This window comes from Enterobacter cloacae complex sp. EB5, from assembly GCF_031432835.1.
Classification (GTDB): Bacteria; Pseudomonadota; Gammaproteobacteria; order Enterobacterales; family Enterobacteriaceae; genus Enterobacter; species Enterobacter hormaechei_C.
Genome location: NZ_CP133864.1, coordinates 34918 through 44483, shown reverse-complemented (window position 1 = coordinate 44483; position 9566 = coordinate 34918). Strand labels below are relative to the sequence as shown.

Sequence of the window (9566 nt, the reverse complement as noted above, 5' to 3'; positions counted from 1 at the left end):
TATATTTGATGTTTATCAGTAAAAAATGGGAGGATTAAGGGGGATTTCTCCCCCTCTTTTTCAGTAAAACTTCACGTTCGATTTCAGGGCTTTTTCAAAGTCTTTTACAAAGGAATTTGCAAAAGTGTAATCACGATGAATAAGCTGTTTTGTTTTAGGATTTCGCCACTCAACCTGCACTGATTCGGCTGAGTATTCGATCACCTCGATTTGATTTTTCACACCGAGATAATCAGCAATTGCCATTACGGCATTCACTTTTTTTTGGTCTGCTTCTTTCATTTCAACTCCTTCGCCAGTCGGGGCGCTACCGCGAAAGACTCAACTGCCTTTCGATGTAATAATTATACGTCTAATGAGCCATTTTATCAACTCATCAGACGTATTTTTTTTATTTAATTTTGTTCAAATATGAACATCAAATGATGCCAGACATCTAACCTAATGGCTTGAATTTGGCCTTGTTGTAGGTGATCCGGTAGTCTTTGCACTTCCCGTTCTGCCGCAGGAACTCCAGCGAGACAACGTTAGCAGCGGCAAAATTGATGCACATAATGCTTTCCAGCGCCTCGAACAGGTCGGCTCCATTGGCAAGCGGAAACCACAGATCGTTGTCGCTACCGCTTAATTTTTCATGCAGACAGAAATGCACAGCACGCACGCCGCCAAATTCCGTAACCAGCACCGTATTGCTGGCGCGAATATCAGTTAGTGTTAACATTTTTCCCCCTGTCAGTATTGGCCCCCTCACGGGGGCCGCCGTTTCAGTCAATCGCGCGGTAAATCAAACCGGCTTCGGCGTGCTGGTCGGCATATAATTTGAGCTTTTCCTGCTGGGTGATCAGCATGTCGCAGATGTGCTGATAGCCTTCATCATGTGCGTGCCAGATCATGTGGTTCAGGGTGAACAGGGTCAGCACGATACCGGTAGCTTCTGCGGACAGTTCCCCTTCGAACCAGTTACCGCTAACCGATACCGTGAAGCGCTCTGCGCTCAGTGGGTACATGAAGCCGCTACCGCAAGACAGTTCGACGAACTCCCAGGAACCGCCTTGATAATCGACGCAGAGAGAGCGTGCGAGGTTGTAGACACCGGCCTCACCTGTGAGATACCAGGCGCCGAACAGACGTGGCAGAAAGGCCATGCGGCGGTTATTGGGGATAATGCGTGCAGTGATGGCGGGTTGATTCAGTTCAGTAGACATTTTCTGTACTCCTGCGCCAGTCGGGGCGCTACCGTCGAAAGACCGGATTGCCTTTCGATGTGATTATTATACGTCTAATGAGCCATATTAATCAAGCAAAAAATTCCCGCCTGCCTGAATATTTTCAGGCGGGAGAACTCTTTCCCCTGTCCATTTTTGGGGGCAGGATCACGCCTGCCCCCTTCTGATTCACATGATTACTATGACTTTGTTTCAGCGTTAAAGTGTACGGCGGCGATCCTGACCAACGGGATCACCGCGCTTTCTTCATCGAGCACACGAAAATTTATCGCTTCCCCCAGGTGCATCAGGTTAGCGATAAAATCAACGATGATTTCGGAAACCGGGTGTCCGTCGCAGTCCTGCTCATTCAGGCGCGCAAACAGCGCCAGCGCCTTAGCGGCCTTGATTGCCCGCTCTTCGTTTTCTTCGTCCATACTGCCGAAACACCATTGCCCCTTTTCAATCAGGGCCAGCGTGTCGTAATAGGCTTCATTCTGGGACATGTTTTTTCCTCCTGCGCCAGTCGGGGCGCTACCGTGAAAGTTCGCTGCGTTACTGCGTGAATTAGCCGTTAATCACCTTCGTGATGCACTCCAGCGCCTCAGACTCCTGCGGATAAAGTCGGCGTGCAGCTCCTTCACCAGACTGGATTTCTTCCAGCCGGATAAACTGCGCCGCCAGCGCCACGACTTTTTGCAGCGCCTCGGCATTGACCTCTATTTTTCGATCGCGGGCGGCATCTTCGCGCACCTGCTTTGCCAGGCTCCAGACGGTATCTTTTCCGACGCCATAACGGCTGTGTGAACTGCATTCCGCGATTTCTGCCAGAACGGCTTCGGCCTCATCGTCAGTGAGGTTCATATCACTGGTGCAGTCATGGACATCTTCAGCAGTCCAGATCAGCAGGCTGATCCGCTGCTGTGGATCAAAACTATCGAGAAGCCTTGCGCAAATTTCATTTACGTTACCGTGCATTGTAAAACTCCTGCGCCAGTCGGGGCGCTGCCGCGAAAGACCGGATGCCTTTCGATGTGATAATTATACGTCTAATGAGCCATATTAATCAAGCGATTTTTCACGCTCATAGCTGCTACAGGCAACGCTGTAGCCGTTTGCATCCAGTTCTGAAGGCCAGTCGTCACGCCCGCAACCTGACAGCAGGCAGGCGCTGAGGTGCCCAGGGCGATAGTCGAGATGCTGGCATGAGGCGCAAAGGTCATCATCTGAGATTGAGCGGCCTGCACAGATAGGCGGCGCTCCATCAGTGGGAATTTCTCGAATATGCAGCGTTGTCACTTTTTTTACTCCTGCGCCAGTCGGGGCGCTGCCGGTTAGGGATGCAGGGGGCTGTCGCCCCCTGCGGCGGTTCAGTCCTTACCTTTATCCTTCATGACTTTAATCAGCCCGGTAATGGCTGTAATGAGGGCGGCCACGGCCGTGATAATCTGAGGGAGGTTATGGAGGATTTCAGAAGAGGTCATAATGCACCTGTAAGGCTGTTTAGGAAGGTACTGATTTGAATCAGTAAAAACATTATACGTCTAATGAGCCATATATGCAAGCAAAAAAACGCCCCGTGTAGGGGCGCTGTGATTATTTTACATACTGCCAGACATGCGGCGGGATCTTATCCCAGATGCGTCCCGATGCCAGCTCTGCGCGGCGATGGTCGGCGGCAGCCTCAAAAGCCTCGGTGTCCTCCGGCGGCACCTGTCCACGATCCCGCATGGATTCGTACATTTTTTCCAGTGTGTCCGGGTTACGACTGCGCCGAAAACGGAGAAGGTAAAAACGCCTCCGCGCCTGATAAACTGTTTCCGCCATGTATCTGCGTCCTGAGCGCCTTGTTATTTCGCATAGTATTCACGTTTTGGTTGAATAAGTCTTCGACTATACGCCCCTTGCGGGGCGTAGCAGGCGGTCAGCCCCAGGTGCTGTAAAAATGGCTTTCGTTAGGATCGGTCTTATAAGCCTGTTCGTACTCGTCAATGCTGACAGACGGATGCTCATGGTTTTCACAGATGCGACGGGTCACGGGTTCGCCTTTAAAGTCGTTCAATACCGGCTTTAACTCGCCAGACATTGCACTGTCTGCTTTCACCTGCTGCGCAGCGATGCGGCGCAGTACGGCGGTTTTCTTACCGCGCAGGGCGATCACCTGATAAAAACAGGTATTTGTCTGCTCATAACCCCAGCTGGAAACAAAAACATCACCAAGAGAAACGGAGCCGTTACGGAACTGAAGGGATTGAATAGCCATATTTATTACTCCTGCGCCAGTCGGGGCGCTACCGCGAAAAGCCTCATTGCCTTTCGATGTGATTATTATACGTCTAATGAGCCATATTAATCAAGCAATAAATACATGCCCGGCATGATTTTTTCAGGCCGGGGAATACTTCCTTTCCCTGTTTATATTTCAGGCCGCAAATGCGGCCTGCCGTCTGCATTACACGCGAGGGGGTAACATTCCGGGATAGTGACTGGCAACCAGATTATTGATCTTCTCAACCAGCTCCGGGCGTTTAAACGTAATGTGCGCGCTGCCCTTTTTGTAATATCGCACGCTGAAGTAATCACACTCGAACACCTTACCGTTGAACTGGTTTTCACTGAAAAAGGCATCCAGTTTGGCACCGTCAGAAACGCGGTAATCAGGCACGTTACGCCCGTCCAGCACGTAGAACGGCCGCGCCAGATCGTCAATTTTGGTGTGCCCGTCTGAGCTGAAGCGCACCCAGCTACTGCGCCAGACATCGAGCAACGGCGCGATGATGATACGCTTGCCAAACATGCAGGGGTTATTGGTTTTATAATCCCACGACAGGGATTTAAAGATATCAATCAGCCCTTGCGTGAAAGTATCGGCCTTGCTTGCGTTCAGGTGCCGGAACGTACTCATAACGTTCTCCAGCGTTATCGGCGGCATTTCCTCGCCTGCCACCTGCCGATCCCATTCCTGACGTTGTTTGTTGCTCATCAGCGTATACATGCCGGTTTCCGACATCAGCCGATCCCAGATTTTTCCGTCGATAACGCGGGAAATAGCCGTTTCGGCCTGGTCTGGTCTGGTGTCGCTCCATTTGATCGCGCTCTCTACGGCTTTGTCGTAGTCATACAGGTACTGACAGCCTCCGGCCTGCTGCATCAGATCGCGCGCTTTTCGCAGCTTGTCTATGCCGTCGAGATAGACGCGAATACCTTCATTCCGCAACGAGATAATGCGCTCAATAGCTATGGACGGGATCACTTCACCGCCATGCTGGCAGGACATCAGATCGACCGACGGGAGAGTTTTTTCAGATGACATTTCAGACTCCTGCGCCATGCGGGGCGCTACCGTAAGGGGTGAACAGGGCTGGCAATGCCAGCCCATCAATGATTATTTGCAGCGCTGAAGCAGTTTACTGACCTGCTCGGCCAGCGCATACGTGGACGCATACGGGCCACTTAAACGACGGTTAGGGATTTCGTTGAGGGCATACAGGCACGCCTTCAGCAGCGCATCTTTCTGCGTTTCCAGTTCAGCTTTAAGCTGGGAGGGGGTCAGTGCTTTACTCATAATTTGTTACTCCTGCGCCAGTCGGGGCGCTACCGCGAAAAGCCTTATTGCCTTTCGATGTGATCATTATACGTCTAATGAGCCATAACAATCAAGCGTTATCTGATTAATTTTCTTTGTTTTTTCCTGAACTCCTTTCCCTGTAAATTTTGCTTTTCAGATCCCCATCAGCCCGATGAAGGTGCTTTGCCGGCATGGTGCAGGGGTTCAGGCATCAGACACTAGCGATAGCCCGAAACCCCGCAGGGGGTTCGGCGGAGCTGCCAGGCTTTGCCTGGCTAGCGGAGTGTGGCTGACGACTGCCCGACGGGCAGGAGCCGAAGGGGCCCAGAGGTGTTTTAGTACGACAGGCCAGCCAGAAAACGCCGGCAACTGAGCAGAAATGAACAGGGAAGACACGCTGTGCGGGCGTCAAAATTAAGTTAACTTGCAGACACCAGGGCGGGATCACATCAGAAAAGGCCAGAATAGGGGGCAGGACTCGTCAAAGACATAAAAACGATGATGGGTACAGGTTTTTTAAATGCGCGCCCAGAGAGCGGCTCAGCGCGTTTCAGGGCAATACGGGTTCGATGCCCGTATTGCCCTGCAGGCGGCAACCACCGCGTCAGCCTTCAGCCCCGGCCAGATAGCGGCTTAGCCCCTCACGGGAAGCCAGCACCGACGCTCTGAACTGCGGTTCGCCGTCACCCAGCGCCTTCAGCTTCTCCACGATATTGATCATCGGCACGGCTGTGCGCTGCTTATAACTCTCGATGTCAGCAGCATATTTCAGTAATGCCGTATCACTCGCCTCTTCAACTGGCAGATAAGCACGCAACCACAGCGCATCTGCGAACGGGTCTATCAGCTTTTGCAGCGCTTCAGCCGTTGCTTCAAGCGCCCGCCGGTCAGTTTTAATGGTGCCAGTCTCCGGATCAACACACTTCCCTTCCCAGCACTCAGGTACAAACGACTCCCGATAATGAAAACCGTTGTCTCCGTTTTCCGCACAGGCCAGAAGGTTCTCGATGCTTTCAGGTGTTCTGTGCCGTAACATCCTGGCCGTTGCCATACCGATCGCATTTATCATGATGCCATGCAGTCCCAGCGCCTCCTGACGGTACTCCGCAGCGATATCATCCTGGGCAATATCATTCCAGCGCATCGCCTGTGCCCAGGCAGTCCAGAGCTTTTCTGCCATATCACGCTGTTGCGTCGAGGGAATGCTGTTGGCCCGCAGGTTGAGCATTTTTTTCGTCGCATCGTTCAGTGCTTTAAAGCTGATCAGCCGTGAGCTTTTCGCCGGGACCACGTTGTGTTCAAAATCCACTGTGCCCGCCAGCCCGGTGACGGTTCGGGCCAGATGCATTGCCAGCTGGTTGACCGGATCATTGTTGTTATATGCCATACTGATCGCCGCTGCCGGTTTGCTCGCGTTGTTATTAATATCAGCGAAAAACTGCTGGCGTAACTCAAGTGGCAGGCCAACGGTAAGCAACAAGCTGATCGTATCTTCCGTATTGGAATAATCGCGTACAAATTCAAAAATACCCAGCGCACGGTGCTGGCCATCGAATAATTTTAAATCAGCGTCCATCGGAATTTTAAGAATCCCGGTGATGCTGCCAACTTACTGATTTAGTGTATGATGGTGTTTTTGAGGTGCTCCAGTGGCTTCTGTTTCTATCAGCTGTCCCTCCTGTTCAGCTACTGACGGGGTGGTGCGTAACGGCAAAAGCACCGCCGGACATCAGCGCTATCTCTGCTCTCACTGCCGTAAAACATGGCAACTGCAGTTCACTTACACCGCTTCTCAACCCGGTACGCACCAGAAAATCATTGATATGGCCATGAATGGCGTTGGATGCCGGGCAACCGCCCGCATTATGGGCGTTGGCCTCAACACGATTTTCCGCCATTTAAAAAACTCAGGCCGCAGTCGGTAACCTCGCGCATACAGCCGGGCAGTGACGTCATCGTCTGCGCGGAAATGGACGAACAGTGGGGATACGTCGGGGCTAAATCGCGCCAGCGCTGGCTGTTTTACGCGTATGACAGGCTCCGGAAGACGGTTGTTGCGCACGTATTCGGTGAACGCACTATGGCGACGCTGGGGCGTCTTATGAGCCTGCTGTCACCCTTTGACGTGGTGATATGGATGACGGATGGCTGGCCGCTGTATGAATCCCGCCTGAAGGGAAAGCTGCACGTAATCAGCAAGCGATATACGCAGCGAATTGAGCGGCATAACCTGAATCTGAGGCAGCACCTGGCACGGCTGGGACGGAAGTCGCTGTCGTTCTCAAAATCGGTGGAGCTGCATGACAAAGTCATCGGGCATTATCTGAACATAAAACACTATCAATAAGTTGGAGTCATTACCAGAATCCCCACTGCCGGCGAGAGTTCGCTGGGAAGGAATTCAACATGACTATCAATATTTCCGGTAATTGACGGCAAAATATAGGGAGCTCGTTTTGATGTTGCGCCGGCAACATAATTCCGTATTTTTTTGGCCCGCGTTTTGTTCGCTTCTCGCTGGCTGCGATCCATAACATCGCCATCATTGTCCATTGCAAGAATACGACGTAACACGACCATAGGAACCGTCAGCATGTATTGTTCTATGCCGCCCTGTATTCCGCGTGTGGCCGGGACTCTGAAAAAATAGTTATCAGTATTCATAATATTTCCTTCGTATATCCGATACGTTCAGGAAGCACGTTTGCGCGTCGGTGTTTTGCGCTGCTATTTCCAGATCGGCGGTAAGCCGGCATCGATGCAAAGGACGCACCAGACGGAATACGCGATGTCACTTTCTCCGTTCACCCAGCGGCGCACCGTTCTGCCGTTCACGCCGACATGTCGCGCCAGTCCCTCCTGACTCAGGTTGAGCACATTTTCCAGCAGATAGCGGAGTTCATCCCCCGTCGGCGGGGTCCATTTATCAGCGGGACGGAAACAGCTTTCGCGGATCGCGCCCACGTTAAGCGGCACGGTATATTTATTGCCCATAGCAAGCCTCCAGAGCCGGCCGCACCACTGTGCGGCCGCGGTTATCAAATCAGACCATGTTCAGCAAAAGAGTAAATATCGCTGCCGCCCACAATCAGGTGATCGAGGACTTTGACATCAACCATCCCCAGCACCTGCGCCAGACGCTCGGTGATCAGCTTGTCAGCCTGGCTGGGTGTAGTGTTAGCGGAAGGATGGTTATGCGCCAGTACCACGGCGGCGGCATTATGATGCAGGGCGCGTTGCAGGACGATACGCGGATGAACGGTGACGCTGCTGATAGTTCCCTTAAACAGTTCTTCAAACGCAATCACGCCGTTGTGGCAGTTAAGAAAGAACGCGCAGAATGATTCGCGTGGTTCTGCAGCAAGACGAAACCGCAGTAAGGAACGCGCGGCGTCGGCGCCGGTGATAAAATCCGTTGTGGTAATTTTACCGGCAATAATGGCGTCCGCCTGGCGGATAATGTTGAGTTCTTCTGCTGAAAATTTCATATATTTCCCTCGTTAGGGGACCTGAGCACCATGCCCGGCCACAAATATATAATAGGACATTTTGTCCTAGATGTAAATACAGTGAAATATAAAAAAGCCCGATTTAACGGGCTTTTATGGTCTATTTCTGTCCCCCTGCAATAACTTCCAGTTCCGTCTCTGAAAGCATAATTTTCAGGCAGGGTTTGGTACGGCTGAGAAGTTCAATCGACCTCGGATCGAGCTCCAGGGATTCGCAAAAATCATCTCCGCCACAGGCATCACGCATCCGGTCCCAGAGCTCGTCAAAATCCGTTGTATCCGGATTAAAACCATTGGCGTAACAGACATTGTGCATCCCATTACTGTTTTTCTCACCTTTCGCCGCCATCACATACACGCCATGATCTTTGACAAAAAGAAGCGGGCAATTAAAACGCTTAACTTCAGCAATAACGACGTTGAGCATAGGATCAGTAAAAACAAGTTCTGATTGCATGGTCATAGTGTATTTACTCCCTGAAAGCTATTTGTTGACCGCAGCGGCGGTGAGAATGTCAGAAAGCGACCCCAGCAGATATAATTCGGTGAGCTCGCCTGTTTCATTCAGAATAAATAGCCCTGCAGGTCGGCCATTATGAAAAATAATGGCTTCATGCGATTGATGTAATTCACACTGACACAGCGAGAAATAAATAAGTGACCATTCAGGGGAAATAACGGTTTTATTGCCATGTTCCCGGATATAGCGGGCAACATCAGCCTGTTGCTGAGAATTGAGAGCAGTCATAAGGTGACTCCTGCGCCGGTCGGGGCGCTACCGTCGAAAGACCGGATTGCCTTTCGATGTAATTATTATACGTCTAATGAGCCATATAAATCAAGTTAATTTTGTTATTTCCCTGGTTTAAGGAGACTCTTTCCCCTGTAAATTTTGCATCACAAGCGCACCGTTCGGGCGCTGCAGGCGAATAATATCGTTCTGGCGAGCGTCTTTTTCCCGGATGATCCGCCAGGTTTCGGTGACGGCGCCGGCTGGCTGATACAGTCTGACCTTCACCTCGGAACGCTCTGCAGACAGCACAATGCAGCCTTTCTCATCTTGTGCAGCTGCGTGCCGGGCTTCATCTTTTTCCCGCGGACAGTCATCAAATCCTGATATTCGGACCGGGTGGCCATCGATATCAACCTGATAGCCGGGCGAAATCACGGGCACGGGCTGTGGCACATTCGGGAAATAATCAGCCAGATCACACCCTGTCAGGGCTACGGGCACAAGGCAGGCATACAGCATTAACATTCGGCGTGTGGTGATCATAAAGGGTC

Annotated in this window: 18 protein-coding genes; 1 reads left to right on the top strand and 17 read right to left on the bottom strand. The window is 51.6% G+C overall.

All coding sequences use genetic code 11. The features are described from left to right. Positions 1-60: 60 nt before the first annotated feature. The 11 genes from RHN82_RS24305 to RHN82_RS24255 form a co-directional block, all read right to left on the bottom strand. Positions 61-282, bottom strand: coding sequence for a hypothetical protein (locus tag RHN82_RS24305; protein ID WP_004187336.1), 222 nt, complete (start codon positions 280-282; stop codon positions 61-63). Positions 283-436: 154 nt separating this feature from the next. Next, a complete protein-coding gene (locus tag RHN82_RS24300; RefSeq protein WP_004187337.1) occupies positions 437-721 on the bottom strand; it encodes a hypothetical protein in 285 nt (94 codons plus the stop codon). Between the two features lie 43 nt (positions 722-764). Further along, positions 765-1205 (bottom strand): antirestriction protein, encoded by a 441-nt coding sequence (locus RHN82_RS24295; RefSeq protein ID WP_015059999.1) that lies wholly within the window; start codon positions 1203-1205, stop codon positions 765-767. A gap of 200 nt (positions 1206-1405) precedes the next feature. Next, the gene (locus tag RHN82_RS24290) at positions 1406-1711 is read right to left on the bottom strand and encodes a hypothetical protein (protein ID WP_004187339.1); all 306 of its coding nucleotides are present in this window, start codon (positions 1709-1711) and stop codon (positions 1406-1408) included. Positions 1712-1772: 61 nt separating this feature from the next. Continuing rightward, on the bottom strand, positions 1773-2183 hold the full coding sequence (locus RHN82_RS24285; RefSeq protein ID WP_004187342.1) for a DUF1380 family protein: 411 nt from the start codon (positions 2181-2183) through the stop codon (positions 1773-1775). 84 nt (positions 2184-2267) lie between these two features. After that, entirely contained in the window at positions 2268-2504 is a 237-nt protein-coding gene (locus RHN82_RS24280; protein WP_011154457.1) for a hypothetical protein, read from the bottom strand. A gap of 297 nt (positions 2505-2801) precedes the next feature. Continuing rightward, positions 2802-3032, bottom strand: a complete 231-nt coding sequence (locus RHN82_RS24275) for an Hha/YmoA family nucleoid-associated regulatory protein (RefSeq protein WP_004187345.1) — start codon at positions 3030-3032, stop codon at positions 2802-2804. A 97-nt stretch (positions 3033-3129) separates the two neighbouring features. After that, the gene (locus tag RHN82_RS24270) at positions 3130-3468 is read right to left on the bottom strand and encodes a hypothetical protein (protein ID WP_004187354.1); all 339 of its coding nucleotides are present in this window, start codon (positions 3466-3468) and stop codon (positions 3130-3132) included. 189 nt (positions 3469-3657) lie between these two features. Then, on the bottom strand, positions 3658-4518 hold the full coding sequence (locus RHN82_RS24265) for a DUF4942 domain-containing protein (RefSeq protein WP_015059998.1): 861 nt from the start codon (positions 4516-4518) through the stop codon (positions 3658-3660). A gap of 72 nt (positions 4519-4590) precedes the next feature. Continuing rightward, positions 4591-4770, bottom strand: a complete 180-nt coding sequence (locus tag RHN82_RS24260) for a hypothetical protein (RefSeq protein WP_004187364.1) — start codon at positions 4768-4770, stop codon at positions 4591-4593. Between the two features lie 607 nt (positions 4771-5377). After that, positions 5378-6349, bottom strand: coding sequence for a DGQHR domain-containing protein (locus tag RHN82_RS24255; protein ID WP_019725165.1), 972 nt, complete (start codon positions 6347-6349; stop codon positions 5378-5380). A 73-nt stretch (positions 6350-6422) separates the two neighbouring features. Between RHN82_RS24255 and RHN82_RS24250 the strand changes: the two genes are divergently transcribed. After that, a protein-coding gene (locus tag RHN82_RS24250) for an IS1-like element IS1B family transposase (protein WP_095033700.1) occupies positions 6423-7120 on the top strand; the annotation gives its coding sequence in 2 pieces (ribosomal slippage) (positions 6423-6672 and positions 6672-7120; 699 coding nt in all). On the opposite strand, the gene RHN82_RS24245 is transcribed toward RHN82_RS24250, so the two are convergent. From RHN82_RS24245 to RHN82_RS24220, 6 genes are all read right to left on the bottom strand, one after another. Next, a complete protein-coding gene (locus tag RHN82_RS24245) occupies positions 7114-7437 on the bottom strand; it encodes a DGQHR domain-containing protein (RefSeq protein WP_019725063.1) in 324 nt (107 codons plus the stop codon). The two genes, RHN82_RS24250 and RHN82_RS24245, sit on opposite strands and share 7 nt — an antisense overlap. Positions 7438-7500: 63 nt before the next feature. Further along, positions 7501-7767, bottom strand: coding sequence for a DNA-binding transcriptional regulator (locus RHN82_RS24240; protein ID WP_004187367.1), 267 nt, complete (start codon positions 7765-7767; stop codon positions 7501-7503). Positions 7768-7811: 44 nt separating this feature from the next. Next, the gene (locus RHN82_RS24235) at positions 7812-8261 is read right to left on the bottom strand and encodes a RadC family protein (RefSeq protein WP_004187369.1); all 450 of its coding nucleotides are present in this window, start codon (positions 8259-8261) and stop codon (positions 7812-7814) included. Positions 8262-8382: 121 nt separating this feature from the next. Beyond that, a complete protein-coding gene (locus RHN82_RS24230) occupies positions 8383-8745 on the bottom strand; it encodes a DUF3085 domain-containing protein (protein ID WP_004187371.1) in 363 nt (120 codons plus the stop codon). A 21-nt stretch (positions 8746-8766) separates the two neighbouring features. After that, positions 8767-9030, bottom strand: coding sequence for a hypothetical protein (locus RHN82_RS24225; protein WP_004187372.1), 264 nt, complete (start codon positions 9028-9030; stop codon positions 8767-8769). A 117-nt stretch (positions 9031-9147) separates the two neighbouring features. After that, on the bottom strand, positions 9148-9558 hold the full coding sequence (locus RHN82_RS24220) for a hypothetical protein (protein ID WP_004206907.1): 411 nt from the start codon (positions 9556-9558) through the stop codon (positions 9148-9150). Positions 9559-9566 lie beyond the last annotated feature (8 nt).

What these genes read in the sequence shown, in the direction of transcription:
- RHN82_RS24305 (WP_004187336.1), bottom strand. Translation starts at nt 282, where the DNA reads ATGAAAGAAGCAGACCAAAAAAAAGTGAATGCCGTAATGGCAATTGCT.
- RHN82_RS24300 (WP_004187337.1), bottom strand. Translation starts at nt 721, where the DNA reads ATGTTAACACTAACTGATATTCGCGCCAGCAATACGGTGCTGGTTACG.
- RHN82_RS24295 (WP_015059999.1), bottom strand. Translation starts at nt 1,205, where the DNA reads ATGTCTACTGAACTGAATCAACCCGCCATCACTGCACGCATTATCCCC.
- RHN82_RS24290 (WP_004187339.1), bottom strand. Translation starts at nt 1,711, where the DNA reads ATGTCCCAGAATGAAGCCTATTACGACACGCTGGCCCTGATTGAAAAG.
- RHN82_RS24285 (WP_004187342.1), bottom strand. Translation starts at nt 2,183, where the DNA reads ATGCACGGTAACGTAAATGAAATTTGCGCAAGGCTTCTCGATAGTTTT.
- RHN82_RS24275 (WP_004187345.1), bottom strand. Translation starts at nt 3,032, where the DNA reads ATGGCGGAAACAGTTTATCAGGCGCGGAGGCGTTTTTACCTTCTCCGT.
- RHN82_RS24270 (WP_004187354.1), bottom strand. Translation starts at nt 3,468, where the DNA reads ATGGCTATTCAATCCCTTCAGTTCCGTAACGGCTCCGTTTCTCTTGGT.
- RHN82_RS24265 (WP_015059998.1), bottom strand. Translation starts at nt 4,518, where the DNA reads ATGTCATCTGAAAAAACTCTCCCGTCGGTCGATCTGATGTCCTGCCAG.
- RHN82_RS24260 (WP_004187364.1), bottom strand. Translation starts at nt 4,770, where the DNA reads ATGAGTAAAGCACTGACCCCCTCCCAGCTTAAAGCTGAACTGGAAACG.
- RHN82_RS24255 (WP_019725165.1), bottom strand. Translation starts at nt 6,349, where the DNA reads ATGGACGCTGATTTAAAATTATTCGATGGCCAGCACCGTGCGCTGGGT.
- RHN82_RS24245 (WP_019725063.1), bottom strand. Translation starts at nt 7,437, where the DNA reads ATGAATACTGATAACTATTTTTTCAGAGTCCCGGCCACACGCGGAATA.
- RHN82_RS24240 (WP_004187367.1), bottom strand. Translation starts at nt 7,767, where the DNA reads ATGGGCAATAAATATACCGTGCCGCTTAACGTGGGCGCGATCCGCGAA.
- RHN82_RS24235 (WP_004187369.1), bottom strand. Translation starts at nt 8,261, where the DNA reads ATGAAATTTTCAGCAGAAGAACTCAACATTATCCGCCAGGCGGACGCC.
- RHN82_RS24230 (WP_004187371.1), bottom strand. Translation starts at nt 8,745, where the DNA reads ATGACCATGCAATCAGAACTTGTTTTTACTGATCCTATGCTCAACGTC.
- RHN82_RS24225 (WP_004187372.1), bottom strand. Translation starts at nt 9,030, where the DNA reads ATGACTGCTCTCAATTCTCAGCAACAGGCTGATGTTGCCCGCTATATC.
- RHN82_RS24220 (WP_004206907.1), bottom strand. Translation starts at nt 9,558, where the DNA reads ATGATCACCACACGCCGAATGTTAATGCTGTATGCCTGCCTTGTGCCC.